The organism is Nonomuraea polychroma, from assembly GCF_004011505.1.
In the GTDB taxonomy this organism is placed as follows: Bacteria; Actinomycetota; Actinomycetes; order Streptosporangiales; family Streptosporangiaceae; genus Nonomuraea; species Nonomuraea polychroma.
The window spans coordinates 6,060,348-6,082,840 of sequence record NZ_SAUN01000001.1 but is presented as its reverse complement, the minus strand read 5'-3'; the positions used below and the strand labels follow the sequence as shown (position 1 = coordinate 6,082,840).

Here is a 22,493-nt window from a genome sequence, read left to right as displayed (position 1 = left end):
AAGGAGCGCCGGTGAGTCCCATCCTGGTCCTGCAGCTGCTGCTGGTGGCCGGCGGTGCCATCGCGGTGGCCGCTGTGGCGCGGCGCAAGGGCTGGCCGGCCCCGCTGCTGCTGGTGGCCGCGGGGTTGCTGGCCTCGCCGCTGGTGCCCGCGGTGCCGCTGGATCCCGAGCTGGTGCTGTTCGTGTTCCTGCCGCCGCTGCTCTACTCGGCCGCGCTCGACAGCTCCTACCTGCGCCTGCGTGACGTCAAGCGGGCCGTGCTGCTGCTGTCGATCGGGCTGGTCCTGTTCACGACGGCCGTGGTCGGGTTGCTCGTGCACCTGCTGCTGCCGGACCTGCCGCTGGCACTGGCGTTCGCGCTCGGCGCCATCGTCGCGCCGCCCGACGCGGTGGCCGCCGTCGCGGTCGGCCGGCGGCTCGGCCTGCCGCGCAGGACGCTGACGATCCTGATCGGGGAGAGCCTGTTCAACGACGCCACCGCGCTGACGGCCTACCGGGTGGCCATCGGGGCGGCCGTGGGCGGCACCGTGGACCTGTTCCAGAGCGTCGGAGCGTTCCTCCTCGCGGCGGTGGGCGGGGTGGCGATCGGGCTGGCGCTGGCGTTCGTGTTCGCCTGGGTGTTCCAGCACACGCGTGACTCGCTGGTCGAAAACACGCTGATGTTGCTGATCCCGTTCGCCGCCTTCGCCGCGGCCGAGACCGTGCACGCCTCCGGCGTGATCGCGGTGGTGATCATCGGCCTCTACCTGGGCTACCGGATGCATCTGCGGGGGTTCGGCACCCGGCTGGTGTCGGACGCGGTGTGGAAGGTCACCGACTTCTTCCTCGAGACGATCGTGTTCGTGCTGATCGGCCTGCAGCTCGTGACCGTGATCCAGGGCATCTCCGGTTACAGCGCGTGGGCGGTCGCGGGCTACGCGGCGGCGGTGCTCGCGGTGACGATCCTCAGCAGGTTCGTCTGGGTGTTCACCGCGACGTCGGTGATCAAGCTCGTCGCCAAGAACACCACGCAGCCGGCGCCCACGACGAAGCAGGCGGTGATCCTGAGCTGGGCGGGGATGCGGGGCGTGGTGTCGCTGGCGGCGGCGTTCGCCATCCCGCCGGAGGTCCCTCCCCGCGACCGTGCCATGTTGTTGTTCCTGACGTTCACGACGGTGATCGGCACGCTGCTCATCCAGGGCACCACGTTCCCCGCGCTGATCAGGCGGCTGGGCGTGACGACCGAGCGGGAGCGCTACGAGGACCGCCTGGCCGAGGCGGCGGCCCAGCAGGCGGCGCTGGAGGCCGGACTGGCCGAGCTGGATCGGCTGGTCGCCGAGGAGGGCGAGCCCGACGAGATCCAGAAGCAGGTCATCGACCAGCTCAGGGAGAAGTCATGGCGGCGTTCGCTGACCGCGTGGGAGCGTCTGGGCGGCGGCACCGGACAGGGCGGCGCGGAGACCCCGAGCGCGCTCTACCGGCGGCTGCGCCGCGACATGCTGCAGGCCGAGCGCCAGGTCTTCGTCCGCATGCGTGACGAGCGGCGCCTGGACGACGAGGTGCTGCGTGAGGTGATGGCGCAGCTCGACTTCGAAGAGGCCATCCTGGAGCGTTAGCCCGAGCCGTCCCGGACCGCGGTCGCTGACCCAGCTAACCCATCTGGCTGTCCACGAAGCACCACCGCCAGTCCTCGCCACGCTCGAACGACTGGATCACCGGATGGTTCGTCGCGTGGAAGTGGGCGGTGGCGTGCTTGGCAGGCGAGGAGTCGCAGCACCCGATGTGACCGCATTCCAAGCAGCGCCGCAGGTGCACCCAGCGGCCGCCCTCGGCGAGGCACTCCTCGCAACCCTCCGGCGTGTTCGCCGCGGGGTCGCCTGAATGGGAAAGATGCTCGCACATTGCCATAACAGAAATCTTAGGGCCAGTGCTCGGTCTAATTTCGGCCAGGCCTCTTGTCGGTTGCCGGGCAAACGTGGACATTGTGCTCAGCGGGGGGAGTGACATAGGCCACACTGTCCCGAGGAGCCGCGTTTGCTGGAGGTACGCAACCTCGAGGTCGTCTACGACGACGTGATGCTCGTGCTGCGCGGCGTGAGCCTCAACGTCCCCCCGGGCTCGATCGTGGCCCTGCTCGGCGCGAACGGCGCGGGCAAGACCACACTGCTGCGCGCCCTGTCCGGACTGCTCGACGTGCACGACGGCGAGATCACCAAGGGTGGCGTCACCCTGGAGGGCGAGCCCATCCACCACCTGAAGCCCGCCCAGATCGTCCGGCGCGGGGTGAGCCAGGTGATGGAGGGCCGCCGCATCCTGTCCGAGCTGACCGTCGAGGAGAACCTCAAAGTCGGCGGCCACACCGCGACCGCCTCCCACCTGGACCGCGTCTACGGGCTGTTCCCGCTGCTGCGCGAGCGGCGCAAGAGCGTGGCCGGCTACCTGTCGGGCGGCGAGCAGCAGATGCTGGCCGTCGGCCGCGCCCTCATGGCGGGCCCGACGTACCTGCTGCTCGACGAGCCCAGCCTGGGCCTCGCGCCGTCCCTGGTCGGCCAGATACGCGACCTCATCGTCGAGATCAACCGGCAGGGCACCACGGTCCTGCTGGTCGAGCAGAACGCCACCATGGCCCTGTCCATCGCCTCCCACGGCTACGTCATGGAGACCGGGAAGATCGTCATGGACAAGCCGGCGAAGGAACTGCTCGCCGACGATGACATCAAGGAGTTCTACCTCGGGGCCGTCCGGTCCTTCCGCGAGGTCAAGCACTACAAGCGGAGGAAACGATGGCTCTCCTGACGTTCGAGGACGTGCACCTGAGCTTCGCCGGCGTCAAGGCCGTCGACGGCGTCTCCTTCGAGGTCGGACAGGCGGAGCTGCTGGCCGTCATCGGGCCGAACGGCGCCGGCAAGACCTCGATCTTCAACGTGCTCTCCGGCGTCTACCGGCCCCAGCGCGGCCGGGTCACCTTCCTCGGCGAGAACCTGCTGCTCAAGCGGCCGCACGAGATCGCCGCGCTGGGCCTGGCCAGGACGTTCCAGAACGTCGAGCTGTTCCACAACCTCACCGTCCTGGACAACCTCATGCTGGGCCGCCACCACCACTTCCGCTACGGCGCGTTCTCCGCCCTCCTCTGGTACGGGCGCGCCCGGCGCGCCGAGCTGGCCGCCCGCGCCAAGGTCGAGGACATCATCGACTTCCTCGAACTGGAGGCCTGGCGCCGCCACCCCGTGCGGCTGCTCCCGTACGGGATCCAGAAGCGGGTCGAGCTCGGCCGGGCCCTCGCCATGGAGCCGCGGCTGCTGCTGCTCGACGAGCCGGTGGCCGGCATGAATCTGGAGGAGACCGAGGACATGGCCAGGTTCGTCCTCGACATCCGCGATGAACTGGGCATTCCGATCGTGCTCGTGGAGCACGACATGGGGCTCGTGATGGACCTGGCCGACCGGGTGCTCGTGCTCGACTTCGGCCGCCCCGTCGCGCTCGGCAGCCCGGCCGAGGTGCAGCAGGACCCGAACGTGATCGAGGCGTACCTGGGAGGCGCCGCATGACGATCGTGGACAGGGTGCGGGAGCGGGCCATGACGACGCCTGACGCGGTCGCCATGCGGCACAAGGACTTCGGCATCTGGCAGGAGGTCACCTGGGCGGCGTACTGGACGCACGTCGAGCTGGTCGCGCACGCCCTCCTCGCGCTCGGCGTCGAACCTGGCGACCGGGTGGCCATCCACGCGGAGAACCGCCCGGAATGGCTCTACGGCGACCTCGGCACGGTCGCCGTGCGCGGCATCACGGTCGGCCTCTACCCGACGAACCCCACCGCAGAGGTCGCCTACCTGCTGGCCGACTCCGGCGCCACGATCCTCATCGCCGAGGACCAGGAGCAGGTCGACAAGGCCCTTGCCGTCCTCGGCGAATGCCCTGACCTGCGGCGCATCGTCTACATCGAGCCGCGCGGCATCCGCGGCCGCTACGACGACGAGGTCCTCATGTCCTGGCCGGAGCTGCTCGCCCTGGGCGCCGAGCACCGGGCCGCGCATCCGGACGCGGTGGAACGCCGCATGGCGGAAGCGGCGCCCGGCGACGTGGCGACGCTCATCTACACCTCCGGCACCACCGGGCCGCCGAAGGGCGTCATGCTCACCATCGGCAACGTCGAGTTCGCCGTGGACACCCTCGTCACGGGCGGCGGCTTCACCTCGCCGCCGCCGTCGGAACGCGACCTGGCGCTGTCGTACCTGCCGCTGTGCCACGTCGCCGAGCGGGCGTTCACCGTGTGGTTCAACTCGGCGGCCGGCGTGCAGGTGAACTTCGCCGAGTCCATCGACACCGTCCAGGCCAACCTGCGGGAGGTGCAGCCGACGATCCTGTTCGGGGTGCCGCGCATCTGGGAGAAGGTGCTCGCCCAGGTCAACATCAAGCTGGAGTCGGCCTCGCCGGTCAAGCGGGCGATCGCCCGGCTCTGGCTGCGGGTGGCCGACCGGATCGGCGACACGCTGGTACGCACCGGCGGCCGGCACACGCTCTGGACGCGGGTGGCGTACGGGATCGGGTGGGTGTTCTGCTATCGCGCGCTACGCGAGCGGCTCGGCATGCGGCGGGTGCGCTACGCCGCCTCAGGCGCCGCGCCGATCGCGCCCGACGTGCTCAAGTTCTACATGGGGATCGGCATCCCCATGCACGAGGTGTACGGGATGAGCGAGAACACAGCCATCGCCACCGCCAACCGCCCCGGCCGGGTGCGCCTCGGCACGGTCGGGGAGCCGCACCCCGGCATCGAGCTGAAGATCGACGAGGCCACCGGCGAGATCATGACCCGGCATCCCGGCAACTTCGCCGGCTACTGGCGCAACCCGCGCGCCACCGCCGACGTGCTCGATCCCGACGGCTGGCTGCACACCGGCGACGTGGGCGAGTGGGTGGAGGGCACGCACGTGCGCATCACCGACCGGATGAAGGACATCATCATCACGGCCGGCGGCAAGAACGTCGCGCCCAGCGAGATCGAGAACGCGCTGAAGGCGTCGCCGTACCTGAAGGAGGCCGTCGTCATCGGCGACCAGCGGCCGTACCTGGTGGCGTTGATCGGGATCGAGCCGGACACGGTGGGGGAGTGGGCGCGGCGGCGCGGCCTGCCGTACACCACGTATCGGGACCTGTCGGAGAAGCCGGAGACGCGGGAGCTCGTCCGGGAGATCATCAACGAGGTGAACGCCCGGTTCGCCTCGGTCGAGCAGGTCAAACGGTTCGCGTTCCTGCCGAAGGAGCTCGACCACGAGGACGGCGAGCTGACCGCAACCCAGAAGGTCAAGCGCAGTGCCATCGCCAAGCTGTTCGAGGACCTGGTGGAAGGGATGTACACCCGGTGAAGGGGCTGCTGGAGACGGTCATCAGGGGCCTGGGCAACGGGTCGGTGTACGCGTTGCTCGCGCTCGGGTTCGTGATCATCTACAAGGCGACGCGGGTGATCAGCTTCGCGCAGCCCGCGCTGATGCTGGCCGGGGCCGTCGCGGTGAGCTACCTGGCGGAGGTGACCGGGTTCTACGCGGCCGTGCTGCTGTCGGCGCTGCTCATCGCTCTCGTGGCGCTCGGCATCGAGCGGGTGGCGATCAGGCCCATGGTGGGGCGGCCGGTGTTCGTCGTGGCGATCATCACGCTCGGCATCGACGTCGTCGTGCGGGTGGTGGTCAATGCCTTCATCGGCAGGGACGTGCGGCAGATGGGCGATCCATGGGGGTTCACCCAGGTCTCGCTCGGGCCGCTGGTCGTGCAGCAGCGCTGGCTGGCCATGCTGCTGGTCACCGCGGTGCTGGTCGGGCTGCTGTTCGCGTTCTTCCGCTTCACCAAGTACGGCCTGGCCATGCGGGCGGCGGCCTTCGACCAGGAGATCGCCCTGGCGCAGGGCGTGTCCGTCGGCATGGTGTTCGCGCTGTCGTGGGGGCTGGCCGGTTTCCTGGCGGCGATCGCCGGAATGTTCGTCGGCACCGGGCAGGGCGTGGAGCAGCTGACCTGGGTGATCGCGTTGAAGGCGCTGCCGGCGATCATCGTGGGCGGGCTCGACTCGCTCGGCGGCGCCGTGGTGGGCGGGCTGGTGGTCGGCGTCGTGGAGTCGCTGTTCCAGTCGTACCAAGGGGATGTCGCGCCCTGGCTGGGACAGAACTTCGCGGTCGTCTCGCCGTACGTGGTGATGCTGATCGTGTTGCTGGTCAGGCCGTACGGCCTGTTCGGGACCCGGGAGGTCGAGCGGGTATGACCGACACGCGCTCCGCGGCGGCCCCGGCCGCCGCTGACATACCGACCGGCCGGTCTCGCAAGGTACGCGGCCGGCCGCTGCTCTACACCTCCTACGCCCAGGACATGGCCCTGCTCGACACCCGGGCCAAACGGGTGTGGACGGGGGTGCTGGTGCTGCTCGCGTTCGCGCTGGCGGTGCTGCTGCAGGACCGGTCGCTGGAGGTGCTGGCGGGGGCGTACGTGCTGGCCATCGGGGCGATCGGGCTCAACATCGTCACCGGGTACGCCGGCCAGGTCTCCCTCGGCCACGCCTTCTTCGTCGCCATCGGCGCCTACACCGCCGCCGCCCTGTCGGGGCCGGTCGACGGCGATCGGCTCGGCTACGGGATCGCGGAGATCTGGATCTGGCTGCCTGCCGCCGGACTGGTCGCCGCCGCGGCCGGGGTGCTCGTCGCCCCGCTGGCCACCCGCCTGCGCGGCCTGTACCTGGCCGTCGTCACGCTCGGCCTGGTCTTCCTCGGCGAGCACGTCTTCAAGGAGTGGCAGGAGCTCACCGGCGGCCCCGGCGTCGGCCGGGAGGCGGCGATCCCGCAACTCTTCGGCACGCGCCTGGACCAGGACGGCCCGCTCGGCACCAAGGAGCAGACTCTGTACGTCCTCATGCTGGTGCTGCTCATCGTCTTCGCCGTCGCCGCCCGCAACCTGGCCCGCTCCCGCATCGGCCGCGCCTTCGCCGCCATCCGCGACCGCGACATCGCGGCCGAGGTCATCGGGGTGCCGTTGACGCGGTACAAGGTGCTGGCGTTCGGGATCTCCTCCTTCTACGCCGGATGCGCGGGCGGCCTGCTCTACACGATCTCCGGGTACGTCGAGCCGGGCTCGTTCAGCCTGCTCATGTCGGTGCAGTTCATCGCGATGGTCCTGATCGGCGGCGTGGCTACCGTGTCCGGGGCGATCGCGGGCGCGTTGTTCATCTCGCTGTTGCAGCCCCTCACCAGGTCGCTGCCCTCGCTGGTGCCGTTCGTCAGCGGCGACACCACGCAGACCCCCAACGTGTTCCAGGTCGAGACCGTGCTGTACGGGCTGCTGATCGTGCTGTTCCTCATCTTCGAGCCGCGCGGCCTGTTCGGTCTGTGGATCCGGATCCGCAACTACTGGAAATCCTGGCCTTTTTCATACTGAGAAGGGATTTTTCATGAAGAGTCGCTATGTGGTGGCGTTCACCGCGGTGGTGGCACTTCTGTCCGCATGCGGCGTCATCCGGGGGGACGACGAGGGCAGCAAGGGCGGCGCGCAGGCTCCAGGGGTCACCACGGAGCCCTGCCCGAACGCGGTCGATCGCAACAAGGGCTGCATCTACCTCGGCACGATCTCCGACCTCACCGCGGGCCCGTTCGCCGCGCTGGCCGTGCCGATCACCGACGCGCAGAAGGCCTTCTGGGCCCGCGTCAACAAGGCCGGCGGCATCGGCGGCAAGTATGAAGTGGACGTGACCCGCTACGTCCGGGACAACAAGTACAACCCGGAGGTGCACCGGCAGGTCTACAACGAGATCAAGGACCAGGTGCTCGGCCTGGCCCAGACGCTCGGCTCGCCCACGACCGCCGCCATCATCGGCGACCTCAAGGCCAACAACATCGTCGCCGCCCCGGCCTCGTGGACCTCCGCGTGGGAGTTCGAGGACGTGATCCTCGAGTCCGGGTCGAACTACTGCGTCGAGGCCATGAACTCCGTGGACTACGCGGTGGAGACGTACAAGCCGAAGTCGGTCATGGCCGTGCACCTGGCCGGCGACTACGGCGCGGACGCCGCCGCGGGCGCCAAGATCGCCGCCGAGCGCAACGGCCTGGAGTTCACCAGCGTGGAGACCCCGACCGGCGCGAACGAGCAGGGCCGCGCCATCACCGAGATCACCAAGAACAAGCCCGACCTGGTGATCCTCACCACGGGCCCGGCCGACGCCGCGACGATCATCGGCCAGGCGGCCGCGGCCGGCTACAAGGGCCGGTTCATCGGCACCGGCCCCACCTGGAACCCCGCGCTGCTGAAGTCCCCCGCCGCCCCAGCACTGAAGGCCCTGTACGAGCAGTCAGCCCCGGGGAAGCCGTGGGGCGCCGAAACGCCCGGCCACCAGGCCATGCGGGAGGCGCTCCCGAACGTGTCCGCCAATGACGGATACACCTCCGGCTGGGCCTGGGCGTATCCGCTGAAGGCGGCACTCGACAAGATGGTGGCGAGCGGGGACGTCAGCAGGAAGGGCCTGCTGGCGGCCGTGAAGACCCTGAAGACGGTGGACTACGAGGGCATGCTGCCCCCGGAGGCCGGAAATTACGCGGACGACGCCAACACGGCGACGTTCCGCCAGACGTTGATCAGCAAGGTAGACGACCAGGCGCCGACCGGCGTCTCGATCGTCAAGGACTTCTTCACGGGCGAGACCGCGAAGTCGTACACCTTCGACGGCCCCTGCTTCGCCAAGCTGTAGTTCTCTGCGGGGGCGCTGCGCGACGGGAACGCCGCGCAGCGCCCCCCGGAAAGCCTGAACCCTCGGATGGGCCCTCGCAATAGGGGGCCTAAAATACCGCCGTATGCCGGTCGCCGAGGAGGAACGCCCCGATGGACGTGAAGACGCTGAGGGACGTCGCGCAGGTGAGCGACCCCGTGGAGCGAGCCCGCATCCTCAGCCGGTTGATGACCGAGGAGCAGGTCCTGGTCACCGAGGCCGCCAAGATGCGGCGGCAGGCCATCGCGGAAGCGCGGCAATCCGGCATGAGCCTGGAGGAGATCGCCGGGCGGTTGGGCGTCTCGCCCGGCCGGATCTCGCAGATGAGGAAGGGGCCGGCCGCCCGCGCCCCGGAAGGCCCTGACGCACCGGCGCCTCGGGTGCTGGTGCAGCGGGCGTTGCCGACCGAGCCCGCCGTTCGCGGTTCCAAGTCGCTGTTTCTGGCGGAAGCGGAGCGTCAGGGGCTCAAGGCCGGCCGCCGGATGCTCTACGTCGGGCTGGAGCCTGCCAGCGATCATGTCGCGGCCTGCCTGCGCGTCGCACCCGGGACGGAGGTCGTGGCCAGGCGGAAGATGATGACCGCCAATGACGTGCCTGTACGTATCGCGACCAGCTACTTCCGCGCCGACCTGTTCGGCGGCACCCGGCTCGCCGAGCCGGAGTTCGTGCAGCCGTCGCTGCAGTCGGCACTGATCGCACTCGGATACGCCTTCGGGCACGCGGAAGAGAACCTGACCGCCCGGCCGCCCACGGCCTTCGAGCGCGAGACCCTGGAGCTCGACCCTGGCGAGTGGATCGTCCAGGTGCTCCGGGCCGGCTACTCCCGTGACGACACGCCGGTTCACGTCCTTGAGACGATCTGCGCCGCGAACCGGCATGTCTTCCCCATCGGCCAGGTCTCCGGACACGACGAGTTCTGACCCCTTACCGACGGCAGAACCGATCGCAGCCGCCGAACCGTGCGGTGTCCATGGGCGTGAACGACGACGGTGGCACGTCCCTCAGCGCAGCCACCATGGTGTCCCTCCAGATCGGCCCGGGCAGGCTCGCCCCGGCCACCGTCCCGTAGTACCGGCCGCCGATCGTCACGCCGACCAGCTTGTGCCGCTGGGAGCCGCGCGGATCCCCGATGCTCACGGCCCCCGCCAGATCCGGGGTGAAACCGGCGAACCAGGCGGTCGCGTAGTCGTCCGTGGTGCCGGTCTTGCCGGCCGCGTCGCGTCCGATGCCGCCGACGTCCCGCATCGTGCCCTTGGTGAACACGCCGGACAACACCTCTGCCGTCGCGTCCGCGATCGCCGGGTCGAGGACCTGCCGGCAGGTGGGCCGGTACGTCGTGGTCCTGCCGCCCCGGTCGGTGATCCGGGTGATCGCCATCGGCGCGCAGTACGTGCCGCGTGCCCCGATCGCGGCGTAGGCATTGGCCACCGTGACCGGGTCCATCTCGTTGATGCCGAGCGTGAACGTCTCGTACTCCTGCAACCTCTGCCCGTCCGCGCGGCGGATGCCCAGGGACTTGGCCGTGGCGACGGTCTCGCAGAGCCCGACCCGCTGCTCCAGCTCCATGAAGAACGTGTTCACCGAGCCCCACGTGCCGGTGCGCAACGTCTTCCACCCCGGGGAGCCCTCGTCGTTGGTGACCGTGTGGGTGGGATCGCCGACGTTCTGGCCCGCGCAGTTCGTGAAGGTCGCGTAGCCGGGCGCGCGGTAGCCGGCGCCCGCGGTGAGCCCGTCGTCCACCTTCATTCCCTGCTTCAGCGCGCTGATCAGGGTGAACGTCTTGAACGTCGAGCCTGCCTGGAACCCGACCCCGCCGCCGTGCGCGGCGTCCGCGACGACGTTGTACGAGATCTCGTTCCTGGCCGCGCGCCGCCCGTAAGGCTTGCTGGCGGCCATGGCCTTGATCGCACCCGTCCCCGGCTGGACCAGGGCCTGGGCGGCGACCGGGGCGTCCGAGGCGTGGACGTGGCGCCTGATCGTCCGCTCCGCGGCGGCCTGCATGGCCGGGTCGATCGTGGTGGTGATCGTCAGGCCGCCGCGGTTGAGCGCCGCCAGGCGGGCCTTCGCGGTCTTGCCGAAGTCGGGATTGTTGAGGATCTCTTGGCGGACGTACAGGCAAAAATAGGGATATTTGCTGGATTCACACCCGCCGGGCAGCTCTGTGCCCTTGTAGCCGAGCTTGGTGGCCTTGGCCTTCGCCGCCTCGGCAGGCGTGATCTTCCCTAGCTCGGCCATGCGGTCGAGCACGACGTCACGGCGGTTCTTGAGTCGTTCGCGCTGCTTCCTGCCGAGGTTGGGGTCGGTGGCGTTCGGGTCCTGCACGGCCCCGGCCAGCGTTGCCGCCTGGGGTAACGTCAGGTTCGCCGCCTTCACGCCGAAGAACCGCCTGGCGGCCGCTTCGACGCCGTAGGCGCCCGCGCCGAAGTACGCGATGTTCAGATATTTCTCGAGAATCTGGTTCTTGGTGTACTTCTTCTCGACCCCCATGGCGTACCGAAGCTCCTTCAGCTTGCGCGCGTAGCTGGCCTCCAGCGCCGCGTTACGCTCCCGCTCGGTGCCGGCGGAGTTGAGCAACACCTGCTTGACGTACTGCTGCGTGATGCTCGAACCGCCCTGGCTCACCCGCCCCGCCTGCAGGTTCTTCGCCAGCGCGCGGAGCGTGCCCTCGACGTCGATGGCGCCGTGCTCGTAGAAGCGGTAGTCCTCGATCGCGACGATCGCCGTCTTCATGACCTCGGCGATCTCGTCGAAACGGACGACCTCGCGGTACTGCTCATAGAACCGGGCGATCACGTTGCCTCTGGCGTCCCGCACGGTCGTGACCTCGGCCGGCGGCGGCTCCACGAGGTCGACCGGCTCCAGATCGATCTCCCCGGCCGCCGTCACGAGCCCGAATCCGGCGCCCCCCACGGCCGGGACCGCGATTCCGGCAACGAGCACGCCCGCCGCCGCGCCGGCGGCGGCGAGGCGTGCGATCTTCGTCCCCCGACCGGACATCAGAGCTTGCCGAGCCCGCGGGCCAGGATCGTCGCGGTCTTCGCGATCGTCTTGTCGTCGGTGGCGAGGCCGGGGGAGCGGTTGGTGTAGATCGCCATGATGAGGGGAGCGGCGCCCTTCTCGGGCCAGATGACGGCGATGTCGTTCCCACCGCCGAATCCCGTGGAGTTGGTGCCGGTCTTGTCGCCGATCGTCCAGGTCTTGGGCAGGCCGGCCCGGATACGCGCGTCGCCGGTCTTGGTCGCGATCAGCCAGGCGTTGAACTGCTCCCGGTCCTTGGCGTGCAGCGCGTTGCCGATCGTCAGCACGCGCAGGTCACGGGCGATGGCCGCGGGGGTCGTGGTGTCGCGCTTGTCCTTCGGCGTCCAGTCGTTCAACCCGGGCTCGTAGCGGTCCAGGCGGGAGATCGCGTCCTTGAGCGAACGGAAGTATTTGGTCAGACCGGCGGGGCCGCCGATCTCCTTCAGGATCAGGTTGCCCGCGGTGTTGTCGCTCACCGTGATGGTGGCCTCGCACAGCTGCGCCACGGTCAGCCCGTCCTTGACGTGCTTCTCGGTGACGGGTGAGTGCTCCAGCAGCTCGTCGGCCGTCCAGTGCATCACCTTGTTCATCAGCCCGGGGTCCGAGGTGCGGGCCTTGTGCAGCACGGCCGCGCAGGCGAAGGCCTTGAACGTGGACAACAGCGGGAAGCGTTCACCCGCCCGGTAGGTCACGGTCTTGCCGGTGGCGGTGTCGACGGCGTACGCGCCGATGCGGCCGTTGAAGGCCTTCTCCAGCGCGCGCAGTTCCTTCTTGACGTTGACCGGGGCCTGGCTGGAGACCGCCGGCGCCGCCGCCACGCTCGCGGCCGAGGCCGGCGCCGGGCCGAGGGCGCCGCCCGCCAGAAGGGAGATCGTCAGGGTGGTCGCCGCAGCCAGCCGCCGGACGCGCAGGTTCCGCATGTCATATGTCCTTGCTCTCGCCTGTCAGAGGGCAGGAGCAAAGCAGATGAGATCTCCGCATGTCTAATAGCGATATCGGCAATCGGACGATATCCATTCGGATATCGGTGCAGGTGGCCCGAGTCTCACACCGATCGCGCGCTGGTGATCAGTGACGCCGCTTACCCGGCTGAACAGGGAATCTTGGGTAGGGTCGAAGCATGCGACTCCACAAGAGCCGGTACGTGCCTCTCGCCGCCTTCGCCCTTTGCATCGCCGCCGCCGGTTGCGGTGAGGTCAATCAGACCATCGACAAGGCCCAGGCGTGCCTGGAGGCACCGAAGATCGTCAGCGAGCTCGGCGGGCAGATCGCCCAGCTCACCAACGACCCCCAGGCCATGGACAAGGCCCTGGACGACGCCGCGGCCAAGCTCAACGATGTGGCCGACAAGGCAGCCAACACCACGATCAAGGAAGCCTCCGACGACTTCGCCAAGACCCTGAGCGGCATCACCGTCAAGGACGCCAACGACGCCGTCGACGCGGCCCAGAAGGTCACCACCGAGGGCGCCGCGTACGTGGAGAAGGTGACCAAGGCCTGCACCGGCTGAATCCCGGCTTCTCTAGGGGTAATGGGGGCGAAATATCGTTTTACCCATGGAACCCGACCCGCGTTTCACCTTGGCCAATGAACGCACCTTCCTCACCTGGCTGAGCACGGCGCTGGCGCTCAGCGCGGGTGGGGTGGCCATGGCGGCGGTGCCGGCCGACGTGTTCGTGCCATGGATCCGCACCGCCCTGGCCGTCGTGCTTGTCACACTCTCCGCGCTGGCCGCGGGCATGGCCTACCCGCGCTGGCGAAACATCCAGCGGGCACTGCGCGATCAGGCGCCGCTGCCGCCGCCCGCGCTCGCCGCCGTCTTCGGCTACGGGGTGGCCGCCGTCGCCGTGATCGCCCTCGTTCTCATCATCCTCTCAGCATGACGGAGTGAGGATGGCTTCCGAAGAGGAGGTCTGGGATCGTGGGCTACAGAGTGAGCGCACCAGGCTCGCGTGGGTGCGGACGGCCGTGGCTCTGGCCACTGGCGGGCTCGGCGCGACCGGGCTGTCGGCCAGGCACGGCCTGCCGGCCCTCGCGGTGGCGGCGTTCGCGCTGGCCGCGCTCTGCGGCGGCGTGCTGCTCATCAGGACCAGGGTCAGGTTCCGGCGGGTGCAGGCGGCGCTGCACGGCGGCAGGCCGCTTGACCCCGGGCTCGACGTGGTCCTGGCCTGGCTGGGTGTGCTCGGCGTGGTCGCAGGTGCCCTGACCTTTGTCTTCACCGTTCGGTGAGTCCGCTTGCGAGATTCCGACAAGCAGGCGGAAACTCGAAGCAAGGGGGTGACCTCGTTGGATGAAGAACGCAGGATCGTGCCTTTCGAGTGCCGCAGCTGCTGGCACGTGTGGGAAGAGGAATACCTGGTCAGGCACGTCGACGACCACCATGGCAACGAAGCGGACGTTTGGCTGCACAACGGGCTGCCGGTGCCGCCGCCGTCGCCGGGCGCCATCTGCCCGCGGTGTCGCCGGCAGGACTCCACCACCTTCCCTGAGGGCTACCTGTCGCGCCATCCGGAGCTGATCCCGCCAGAGAAGCCGGCGGCGCCCGATCCGACCCCGCTGCTCAGCCCGGTGCCACGCCCGCTCTATTGGCAACCTGACACACGGTAAGGACGCCGCCCGCGGCCGAGCCGGACAGCGCGCCCGCTGAGCGGACGCCGCTGCCCGGCCGGCTGCCGGTGGCGGTCAACTGCTGAGGCTGTCCAGCCAGGCCTGGTGCAGTCCGGCGAAGCGCCCCGAGGCGGCGATGAGCCGGTCCGGCGGCCCGTCCTCGACGATCTCGCCCCGCTCCATGACGAGCACGCGGTCGGCGATCTCCACGGTGGACAACCGGTGCGCGATGATCAGCGCCGTGCGGTCGGCCAGGATCGTCCGCAGCGCACGCTGCACCAGCCGCTCGCTCGGCACGTCCAGGCTGGAGGTCGCCTCGTCGAGGATCAGCACGGCCGGATCGGCCAGGAACGCCCGGGCGAACGCGACGAGCTGGCGCTGGCCGGCGGACATGCGGCCGCCGCGTTTGCCGACCTCGGTGTCGTAACCGTCGGGCAGGCCCGAGATGAAGGCGTGCGCACCGATCGCCTTGGCCGCCTCGCGCACCTGGCGGTCGGTCGCGTCCGGCTTGCCGAACCTGATGTTGTCCGCGACCGTGCCGCTGAACAGGAAGTTCTCCTGCGTCACCATGACCACGGCCTGGCGCAGCGTCGGCTCGTCAAGCGTGCGCAGGTCCACGCCGTCCAGCAGCACGCGGCCCTCGGTCGGGTCGTAGAAACGCGAGATCAGCTTGGCCAGCGTCGTCTTGCCCGCACCCGTGGCGCCGACCAGCGCCACGCTCTGCCCGGCCGGGACCGTCAGGTCGAGCCCCGGCAGGATCGGCCTCTCCTCGACGTAGGCGAACCTGACGCCCTCGAAGCGCACCTTGCCGCGTGCCCTGCCGCGCGGCAGCGGCTGCGGCTTGCGCGGCTCGGGCACCGACGGCTCCTCCTCCAGCACGCCGGACAACTTCTCCAGCGCCGCGCCCGCCGACTGCAGCGTGTTGTAGAACTGGCTGACCTCCTGCATCGGCTCGTAGAACTGGCGCAGGTAGAGCAGGAACGCGGCCAGCACGCCCTCGGTGACCTCACCCTGGAGCACCAGCCAGCCGCCGTAGAGCAGCACCCCGCCGATCGTCAGGTTGCCGATGAGCTTGATGCCGGTCATGAACGTCGCGCCGAGCCGCATGCCACTGGCGTTCGCGCCCCGGTAGTCGTCGTTCAGCTGGTGGAAGATCTCCTGATTGCGCGGCTCGCGGCGGAAGGCCTGCACCGCGCGGATGCCGGTCATCGACTCCACGAAGTGCACGATCACGAGCGCGACCGTCTCCCGCGTACGCCGGTAGACGATTACCGACTGCCGCCGGAACCACCGCGTGAAGAGCAGCAGCAGCGGCAGCGGGATGAGCGCCACCAGACCCAGGTGCACGTCCAGGATCAGCAGCAGCACGGCCGTGCCCACCATGGTCAGCACGGCCTTGACCAGCGCGTCGAACCCGGACTGCAGCAGCTCGGCGATGGCCTCGATGTCCGAGGTCAGCCGCGAGATGACGCGGCCGGAGGTGTAGTGCTCGTGGAAGCTCAGCGACAGCCGCTGGAACTGGCCGAACACCCTCCTGCGCAGCTCCAGCAGGATGCTCTGGCCGATCGTGCCCGACAGCCGCAGGAACGCCTGCCGGGTCAGCGCCTGGGTCACGGCGGCGGCCAGGATCACCCCGACCACGGTCAGCAGGATCGCCGGGCCGGACCCGCGGGTGATCGGCGGGATGCCCGCGTCGATGCCGACCGAGACCAGGTAGGGGATCGCGAGCCCGGCGGCGTTCGACACCACGATGATCGACACGAGCAGCGCGATCTTCTTCCGGTACGGCCTGAGCAGGTCGCCGAGCAGCCGGCGGGAACGCTCCCGCAGCAGGAGGGAGACCTTCTCCGGCAGCTCGTCCTGGTCCTCGGAGGCGACGCCGCGCCAGGAGGCCGAGGTCGATGACGTGGTCGTCGTCGTGGTCATCGCAGCGCTCCTTCCGACGCGTCGTCCAGGTCGGCGTCCTGGGCCAGCAGCTCCCGGTATTCGGGCACCTCGGCCAGCAGCTCGTGGTGCTGCCCCACGTGCGTGATCGTGCCGTCGCGCAGCAGCGCCACCTTGTCGGCCAGCAGCACGGTGGAGGCGCGGTGGGCGACCACGATGCCGGTGGCGTCGCGCAGCACGTGCCGCAGCGCCTCCTCCACCAGCGCCTCGGTCTCCACGTCGAGCGCGGACAGCGTGTCGTCGAGCACGAGGATCCGCGGATTGCTCAGCACCGCCCGGGCCAGGGCGAGGCGCTGCCGCTGGCCGCCGGACAGGGACAGGCCCTGCTCGCCGATGCGGGTGTCGAGGCCCCACGGCAGGTCGTACACGAACATGGCCTGCGCCGTCTGAATGGCGTCGGCCAGCTCCTCCTCGGTGGCGTCGAGCCGGCCGAGGGTGAGGTTCTCGCGCACGCTCATGGAGAACAGCGTCGGCTCCTCGAACGCGGTGGCCACCACCGACCGCAGCGTGGTGAGCTCCAGGTCGCGTACGTCATGCCCGTCGATCGTGACGCGGCCCTCGGTGGGGTCGATCAGCCGGGGCACCAGCGCGGTCAGCGTGGTCTTGCCGGCGCCGGTCGCACCCACGATCGCCACCGTCTCGCCAGGGCGCACGTCCAGCCAGACGTCGTGCAGCACCGGCCGGTCCGCGCCGGGGAAGCGGAACCCGACGCCCTCGAAGCGCAGGTGGCCGCGGGGCTTGTCGATCGTGTCCGTCCCGCCCTCGATGGCGGGGACCGTGTCCATGACCTCCATGAGCCGGTCGGCGGACGTCATGGCCTCCTGGCCCATGGCCAGGATGTAGCCGAGGCTCGCGATCGGCCACACCAGCTGCAGCATCAGCGTGGTGAACGCGATGAGCGCGCCCAGCGTCAGCGCGCCGGACCCGACGGCCAGGGCGCCCAGCAGCAGCACCAAGGCCAGCGTGATGTTGGGGATCACCTCGAGGAAGGCGAAGAACTTCGCCGACAGGCGCGCCTTGTCCATCGACGAGCCGTAGACCTTGAGCGCGGCGTCGTCGTAGCGGTCATAGACGTAGTGGCGGCGGCCGAACGCCTTTATGGTGCGGATGCCGAGCGCGGACTCCTCGACGAGCGTGGCGAGGTCGCCCTGCTCGTCCTGCACCTGGCGGGAGATCCTGATGTAGCGCTTCTCGAACCGCAGCGACGTCCAGATGATCGGCACGGACGAGGCCAGCACCAGCAGTCCGAGCGGCCAGTACTTGTTGAGCAGCAGCGCGGTCACCGTGATCAGCTGCAGGATGTTCATGACGAGGAACAACATCCCGAAGCCGAGGAAGCGGCGGATCGTGGACAGGTCGGTCGTGGCCCGGGATAACAGCTGCCCGGACTGCCACTCTCCGTGGAAGCCCATGGGCAGGCGCTGGAGGTGCTTGTAGAGGTCGTCGCGGATGGCGGTCTCCAGGCCGAGCACCGGTTTGACCTGGGCCCACCGTCTGAGCAGGATCAGCAGAGCCTCGACGACGCCGACGCCGATCGCGAGCAACCCGAGCGGGAGCAGCCCGTCGGAGTCGCCCTGGGCGATGGGACCGTCGATGACCCGCTCGATGATGAGCGGGAGCGCGATGCCGGCTCCGATGCCGACGATCGCGGCCAGCCAGATGAAGACCAATCTGGTGACGTAGGGGCGGAGGTAGGACTTCATCCGCCACAGGGAGTTGGAAGACAGCAGGGGACGGCGAGGTATGTGCGTATCGGGAGGCATCCCTTCCAGGTTAGTACGCTCGATCAACCTATTTTTGGTGTCCCCATGGTGCGTCTTCCCTGCCTGACGTGGGGAAACGCGAAGAATCATGCCCTTTGAGGACGACCATTACGCTCATGGTGATGAGGCATAGGATGGGGGACTCGTGATCGACAAATCCGACATGCCGCATCTGCGGCGGTGCGTTGAGCTGGCCACGCGAGCGCTGGAAGTGGGCGACGAGCCGTTCGGCTCCGTGCTCGTCTCCGGCGACGGCGCCGTCCTGGCCGAGGACCACAACCACGTGGCGTCCGGTGACCGCACCCAGCATCCGGAGTTCGCGCTGGCGCGCTGGTCGGCGGCGCACCTGACGCCGGAGGAGCGCGCCGCGGCCACCGTCTACACCTCCGGCGAGCACTGCCCGATGTGCGCGGCCGCCCACGCCTGGGTGGGGTTGGGGCGGATCGTGTACGTGGCGTCGTCGGAGCAGCTCGCCGCCTGGCTGTCGGAGCTCGGCGTGCCCCCGCCTCCGGTCCGGACGCTGCCGGTCAACGACGTCGCGCCCGGGGTTGTGGTGGAGGGGCCGGTGCCGGAACTGGCCGACGAGGTACGCGAGCTGCACCGCCGTTTCCATCGCGGCAGCTGAGCCCTCATGGCGGCAATACGCCTCGCTATCGTCGCGAAAGCTGAGTGAAGGCCGCACACGAAGCGGTCTGCCGGAATCGGAGGGTGGCCGACAGGCTGATCAGGATTCCTGGCCGAGGATGATCGTCTCGGCGACCTCGGCGTGCCGCTCGGCCTCCTCCTGCGCGAAGCGCTCCGCGTCGAGCTTGTCGGCGATCTCCTCGTCCTGCTTCATCAGCGCCTCGAGCGACTGGCCGGCCATCTCCAGCACGCCCATCTCCGCGTACGCCTGCTGCAGCCGCGGGCTCCACAACCCGATGTCCTTGACGCACGGCACGATCCTGCTGAACAGCAACGACCGGAACAGCCGCAGGTACTCCGAGTGCTCGGTGGCCTCCATGGCCTCGTCGACCTCGGCCTTCGACAGGCCCAGGTTCTCCCAGGTCTCCTTGCCGCGCAGCCGGTCGCGCATCAGGTAACAGCCCTCGATGACGAAGTCCTCGCGCTCGCGCAGCTCCGTCTCCGACAGGTTCTTGTAGTAGTCGCGCAGCGCCATCCGGCCGAACGCGACGTGCCGGGCCTCGTCCTGCATCACGTAGGCGAGGATCTGCTTGGGCAGCGGTTTGGTCGTGATGTCGCGCATCACCCCGAACGCCGCTAATGCCAGGCCTTCGATGAGGACCTGCATGCCCAGGTACGGCATGTCCCAGCGCGAGTCGGTCAGCGTGCTGTCCAGCAGAGCCTTGAGATGCTCGTTGATCGGGTACGCCAGGCCCACCTTCTCCTGGAGGAACCGGGCGTACGTCTCGGCGTGGCGGGCCTCGTCCATGGTCTGCGTGGCCGCGTAGAACTTGGAGTCCAGGTCGGGCACCGACTCCACGATCTTGGCTGAGCAGATCATCGCCCCCTGCTCGCCGTGCAGGAACTGGGAGAACTGCCAGGCCGCGCCGTGCCGGCGCACCTCCTGGCGGGTCTGCTCGCTCATCCGCTCCCACAAGGGGGTGCCGTAAATGGCAATCGTCTGGTCGGGGATCCCGAGCACGTTGTACGGGTCCACCTCCAGGTCCCAGTCGATGCGCTTGGCCGAGTCCCACTGCTTGTCCTTGCCCTTCTGGTACAGGGCCAGCATGCGATCTCGGCCGTCGTCGTACTCCCAGGTGAACCGGCTGCTGCCGGCCATCTGGACGTCCCAGGTGGAGAGTTCGGCGGGGATGGTGTAGAGATCATGCGTCGACATCGGACCTCCGGGGGGGTTACGTACACCGTACGTCCATGGTTCGAGCTTGCACGTACGGCGTACGTCCGTCAATAGAATGAGCTATGCCCACGGAGCCTCTCTCGCGCGGCCGGATCGTCGCCGCGGCCATCGGCCTCATCGAGCGCGAGGGCGCCGACGCGGTCTCCATGCGGCGCATCGCGGCCGACCTGGGCGTCGGCGTGATGTCGCTCTACAACCACGTGCCCAGCAAGGACGTCCTGCTCAACGGCGTGGCCGAGGCGGTGCTGAGCAAGATCGAGTTCACCGACGACCCTGACGCGCACTGGACCGACCGGGTGCGCATGCAGGCGCGGGCGTTCCGGCAGATCGCCCATCACTACCCGCGTTCGACCATGGTGGTGGTCAGCCGCCAGCTTCACTCCGCGGCCGGCTTGCTGCCCGTCGAGCGGGCGCTCGCCACACTGCGCAGCGCCGGGTTCGGCGGGGCGGACGCGGTCAGCATCCTGCGTATGTTCATCGCGTACATCGTGGGCTCGCTGCTGCGCGAGGTCGGGGTGACGCCGACGTTCGCTCCCGTCCACACCAGGACGATCAAGGCCGACAGCGTCGACGCCACCCTGTTTCCTGAGGTCGGCTCACTGGCGCCGCTGCTGGACGAGTGCGACCACGAGGCAGAGTTCGAGTTCGGGCTCGAGCTGCTGATCCAGGCGATGGTGGCGCACTCAGCGCGCAGCCGGTGAGTGCTCAGTACCAGTTGTGCGATCTGAAGTGGCCCCAGGCGCCGCACGGCTTGCCGTACCTGCCCTTGATGTAGGCCAGGCCCCACCGGATCTGTGTCTCGGGGTTGTGCCTCCAATCGTGGCCGGCGCCGCTCATCTTCCCCGCGGGCAGCGCCTGGGGGATTCCGTACGCGCCCGATGAGCGGTTGAGTGCGCGGTGGTTCCAGTTGCTCTCCCTGGTCCAGAGGTTGTCCAGGCAGCGGAATTCCTGAAGGTTCCAGGACCGCTGGACGACGTGGTCCAGAGCGATCCTCTTGTTCCTGTTCTCGGGCCGGATGGCCGGGATATCGGGTTCCGTCGACGTCGTCCAGGTCCCGATCCGGACCGATGGCCTCGACTCCGCCCAAGCGGTCGTCGTGGCGCCGAAGGTGGTGAATGCGGTGACGGAAATCAGAGTGACGCTGAAGGCGCGTGTGCTGTCCAAGACGATCCTTGCTGTCGGGTCGCGTGCGGACAGGCGCACCGACGTTCTGTGCGCCCTGCTCGTCCGCGTCCGTGGCTCGGACGTGGCGGGTCCGCCCGGCCCTCCGGGATCCTGATCCGCCCGATCCTGCTGGGCGGCCCGGAGGGCTCCGCGACGTGTCCTTTAGCACGATTCCTATTACGCGCCGTCACCGTGGGTCATACATCGCGACACGCGAAGGACAGGTGTTTGTGTGATCGTTGCGGATAAACAGCCGGCTCGCTGGGACGGGATTGCCCGGCCCGTCGAGCCCATGGCCTGCTCTTGCCACAAGATTCGGGCAAGTCTGAGGTTTGGCTCAGTACCAACGGTGGGATTGGAAGTGCGCCCACGCGCGACACGGCGTGCCGTACCGCTTCTTGATGTATCCGAGGCCCCACTTGATCTGGGTGCGGGGGTTGGTGCGCCAGTCGCGGCCCGATGAGGCCATCTTGTGGGCGGGGAGCGCCTGAGGGATGCCGTAGGCACCCGATGAGCGGTTGCCCGCCCGGTGGTTCCAGCCGCTCTCACGCGCCCAGAGCTTCTCCAAGCACCTGAACTGGGCCTTGTTCCAGCCGCGCGCCGCCACCAGGGGCTTGGCGATCGACTTGTTCCTGCTGCTCGCGCTCGTCTGGGAGCTCTGCGCCTGTGCGGCCGAGGCGCCGCCTGCCGCCACGAGCGTGGCGGTCAGGACCAGGACGCCGGTACGGCGGAGCATGGGCATGCGGGTTCCCTTTCGAAGGGGGACATGGACCGCGCCACCGTGCCTGATGGGATCGCTTTACAGGGAATTGACCGCGCAAATGGAGATCGTCAGTAAAGATCCCGATATATAGCAGTTTCAGGGGTTTTGTCGGATAAATGTGTCCTGCGTCTCATTTTCGACGTGACTCGTTCTGTAAGGTCTCTCTATGACGCTCAGCGAGATCCCTCTCCGCACCCTCACGGACACCCCGACCACCCTGCGCGAGCTGTCGGCCGGCAAGGCCGCCCTCATCGTGAACGTCGCCTCCCGCTGCGGCCTCACCCCGCAGTACGACGGCCTGGTCAAGCTGCAGGAACGGTACGGCCCGCGCGGCTTCACGGTGATCGGCGTCCCGTGCAACCAGTTCGCCGGTCAGGAGCCCGGCTCGCCGGAGGAGATCCAGGAGTTCTGCTCGACGACGTACGGCGTGGACTTCCCGCTCCTGGAGAAGACCGACGTCAACGGCCCGGACCGGCACGCGCTGTACGCCGGGCTGACGCAGGCGCCGGACGCGGACGGCGAGGCCGGGGACATCCAGTGGAACTTCGAGAAGTTCCTGGTGGACGGAGAGGGCAACGTGGTGGCCCGGTTCCGTCCCCGCACCACGCCGGAGGACCCGGCGATCACCGCGGCCATCGAGAAGCTCCTCTGACTGAGGAGT

Annotated in this window: 23 protein-coding genes; 15 read left to right on the top strand and 8 right to left on the bottom strand. The window is 68.9% G+C overall.

Going from position 1 to position 22,493, the window contains the following annotated elements; genetic code table 11:
• The first annotated feature begins 11 nt into the window (after positions 1 to 11).
• Positions 12 to 1,595 (top strand): Na+/H+ antiporter, encoded by a 1,584-nt coding sequence (locus tag EDD27_RS27690; protein ID WP_206641682.1) that lies wholly within the window; start codon positions 12 to 14, stop codon positions 1,593 to 1,595.
• Positions 1,596 to 1,629: 34 nt separating this feature from the next.
• Here the strand turns inward: EDD27_RS27690 and EDD27_RS27685 are convergent, their stop codons facing one another.
• The gene (locus EDD27_RS27685) at positions 1,630 to 1,887 is read right to left on the bottom strand and encodes a UBP-type zinc finger domain-containing protein (RefSeq protein WP_164903815.1); all 258 of its coding nucleotides are present in this window, start codon (positions 1,885 to 1,887) and stop codon (positions 1,630 to 1,632) included.
• A gap of 126 nt (positions 1,888 to 2,013) precedes the next feature.
• Between EDD27_RS27685 and EDD27_RS27680 the strand changes: the two genes are divergently transcribed.
• From EDD27_RS27680 to EDD27_RS27650, 7 genes are all read left to right on the top strand, one after another.
• Positions 2,014 to 2,775 (top strand): ABC transporter ATP-binding protein, encoded by a 762-nt coding sequence (locus EDD27_RS27680; protein ID WP_127934977.1) that lies wholly within the window; start codon positions 2,014 to 2,016, stop codon positions 2,773 to 2,775.
• On the top strand, positions 2,763 to 3,527 hold the full coding sequence (locus EDD27_RS27675; RefSeq protein ID WP_127934976.1) for an ABC transporter ATP-binding protein: 765 nt from the start codon (positions 2,763 to 2,765) through the stop codon (positions 3,525 to 3,527). Before EDD27_RS27680 ends, EDD27_RS27675 begins: the two co-directional genes overlap by 13 nt.
• Positions 3,524 to 5,344 carry an AMP-dependent synthetase/ligase gene (locus EDD27_RS27670; RefSeq protein WP_127934975.1) on the top strand — a complete coding sequence of 607 codons (1,821 nt, stop codon included), beginning with the start codon at positions 3,524 to 3,526 and terminating at the stop codon, positions 5,342 to 5,344. The genes EDD27_RS27675 and EDD27_RS27670 overlap by 4 nt, the downstream gene beginning before the upstream one ends.
• Positions 5,341 to 6,228 carry a branched-chain amino acid ABC transporter permease gene (locus EDD27_RS27665; protein WP_127934974.1) on the top strand — a complete coding sequence of 296 codons (888 nt, stop codon included), beginning with the start codon at positions 5,341 to 5,343 and terminating at the stop codon, positions 6,226 to 6,228. The genes EDD27_RS27670 and EDD27_RS27665 overlap by 4 nt, the downstream gene beginning before the upstream one ends.
• Positions 6,225 to 7,391 (top strand): branched-chain amino acid ABC transporter permease, encoded by a 1,167-nt coding sequence (locus EDD27_RS27660; protein ID WP_127934973.1) that lies wholly within the window; start codon positions 6,225 to 6,227, stop codon positions 7,389 to 7,391. The genes EDD27_RS27665 and EDD27_RS27660 overlap by 4 nt, the downstream gene beginning before the upstream one ends.
• A 13-nt stretch (positions 7,392 to 7,404) precedes the next feature.
• Entirely contained in the window at positions 7,405 to 8,694 is a 1,290-nt protein-coding gene (locus tag EDD27_RS27655) for an ABC transporter substrate-binding protein (RefSeq protein WP_127934972.1), read from the top strand.
• Between the two features lie 131 nt (positions 8,695 to 8,825).
• The gene (locus EDD27_RS27650) at positions 8,826 to 9,632 is read left to right on the top strand and encodes a UTRA domain-containing protein (protein WP_127934971.1); all 807 of its coding nucleotides are present in this window, start codon (positions 8,826 to 8,828) and stop codon (positions 9,630 to 9,632) included.
• 4 nt (positions 9,633 to 9,636) lie between these two features.
• On the opposite strand, the gene EDD27_RS27645 is transcribed toward EDD27_RS27650, so the two are convergent.
• Positions 9,637 to 11,709 (bottom strand): transglycosylase domain-containing protein, encoded by a 2,073-nt coding sequence (locus EDD27_RS27645; RefSeq protein WP_127934970.1) that lies wholly within the window; start codon positions 11,707 to 11,709, stop codon positions 9,637 to 9,639.
• Positions 11,709 to 12,650, bottom strand: a complete 942-nt coding sequence (bla, locus tag EDD27_RS27640; protein ID WP_127934969.1) for a class A beta-lactamase — start codon at positions 12,648 to 12,650, stop codon at positions 11,709 to 11,711. Before bla ends, EDD27_RS27645 begins: the two co-directional genes overlap by 1 nt.
• Before the next feature lie 200 nt (positions 12,651 to 12,850).
• Between bla and EDD27_RS27635 the strand changes: the two genes are divergently transcribed.
• From EDD27_RS27635 to EDD27_RS27620, 4 genes are read left to right on the top strand one after another with little or no spacing between them, the layout of a single operon-like run.
• A complete protein-coding gene (locus tag EDD27_RS27635; RefSeq protein ID WP_127934968.1) occupies positions 12,851 to 13,240 on the top strand; it encodes a hypothetical protein in 390 nt (129 codons plus the stop codon).
• A gap of 46 nt (positions 13,241 to 13,286) precedes the next feature.
• A complete protein-coding gene (locus tag EDD27_RS27630) occupies positions 13,287 to 13,613 on the top strand; it encodes a YidH family protein (RefSeq protein ID WP_127934967.1) in 327 nt (108 codons plus the stop codon).
• A 10-nt stretch (positions 13,614 to 13,623) separates the two neighbouring features.
• Positions 13,624 to 13,959 carry a DUF202 domain-containing protein gene (locus EDD27_RS27625; protein ID WP_241564286.1) on the top strand — a complete coding sequence of 112 codons (336 nt, stop codon included), beginning with the start codon at positions 13,624 to 13,626 and terminating at the stop codon, positions 13,957 to 13,959.
• A 48-nt stretch (positions 13,960 to 14,007) separates the two neighbouring features.
• Positions 14,008 to 14,337: a hypothetical protein gene (locus EDD27_RS27620; protein WP_127934965.1), complete on the top strand. Its 330-nt coding sequence runs from the start codon at positions 14,008 to 14,010 to the stop codon at positions 14,335 to 14,337.
• Positions 14,338 to 14,412: 75 nt separating this feature from the next.
• Here the strand turns inward: EDD27_RS27620 and EDD27_RS27615 are convergent, their stop codons facing one another.
• Both EDD27_RS27615 and EDD27_RS27610 read right to left on the bottom strand, forming a co-directional pair.
• Complete coding sequence (locus EDD27_RS27615) at positions 14,413 to 16,263, bottom strand: ABC transporter ATP-binding protein (protein ID WP_127934964.1); 1,851 nt, start codon at positions 16,261 to 16,263, stop codon at positions 14,413 to 14,415.
• Positions 16,260 to 17,984 carry an ABC transporter ATP-binding protein gene (locus EDD27_RS27610; RefSeq protein ID WP_127934963.1) on the bottom strand — a complete coding sequence of 575 codons (1,725 nt, stop codon included), beginning with the start codon at positions 17,982 to 17,984 and terminating at the stop codon, positions 16,260 to 16,262. Before EDD27_RS27610 ends, EDD27_RS27615 begins: the two co-directional genes overlap by 4 nt.
• 223 nt (positions 17,985 to 18,207) lie before the next feature.
• Between EDD27_RS27610 and EDD27_RS27605 the strand changes: the two genes are divergently transcribed.
• Positions 18,208 to 18,669 carry a nucleoside deaminase gene (locus EDD27_RS27605; protein WP_127940994.1) on the top strand — a complete coding sequence of 154 codons (462 nt, stop codon included), beginning with the start codon at positions 18,208 to 18,210 and terminating at the stop codon, positions 18,667 to 18,669.
• Between the two features lie 99 nt (positions 18,670 to 18,768).
• Here the strand turns inward: EDD27_RS27605 and EDD27_RS27600 are convergent, their stop codons facing one another.
• Positions 18,769 to 19,884, bottom strand: coding sequence for a ferritin-like domain-containing protein (locus tag EDD27_RS27600; RefSeq protein WP_127934962.1), 1,116 nt, complete (start codon positions 19,882 to 19,884; stop codon positions 18,769 to 18,771).
• 83 nt (positions 19,885 to 19,967) lie between these two features.
• On the opposite strand from EDD27_RS27600, the gene EDD27_RS27595 reads away from it, so the two are divergent.
• Entirely contained in the window at positions 19,968 to 20,606 is a 639-nt protein-coding gene (locus EDD27_RS27595) for a TetR/AcrR family transcriptional regulator (RefSeq protein ID WP_127934961.1), read from the top strand.
• Between the two features lie 4 nt (positions 20,607 to 20,610).
• Here EDD27_RS27595 and EDD27_RS56965 read toward each other — a convergent pair whose 3' ends face one another.
• Positions 20,611 to 21,069, bottom strand: a complete 459-nt coding sequence (locus tag EDD27_RS56965) for an aggregation-promoting factor C-terminal-like domain-containing protein (RefSeq protein WP_241564285.1) — start codon at positions 21,067 to 21,069, stop codon at positions 20,611 to 20,613.
• 337 nt (positions 21,070 to 21,406) lie between these two features.
• The gene (locus tag EDD27_RS27585; protein ID WP_338324666.1) at positions 21,407 to 21,811 is read right to left on the bottom strand and encodes an aggregation-promoting factor C-terminal-like domain-containing protein; all 405 of its coding nucleotides are present in this window, start codon (positions 21,809 to 21,811) and stop codon (positions 21,407 to 21,409) included.
• 187 nt (positions 21,812 to 21,998) lie between these two features.
• On the opposite strand from EDD27_RS27585, the gene EDD27_RS27580 reads away from it, so the two are divergent.
• The gene (locus EDD27_RS27580; RefSeq protein ID WP_127934960.1) at positions 21,999 to 22,484 is read left to right on the top strand and encodes a glutathione peroxidase; all 486 of its coding nucleotides are present in this window, start codon (positions 21,999 to 22,001) and stop codon (positions 22,482 to 22,484) included.
• The last annotated feature ends 9 nt before the right edge of the window (positions 22,485 to 22,493 follow it).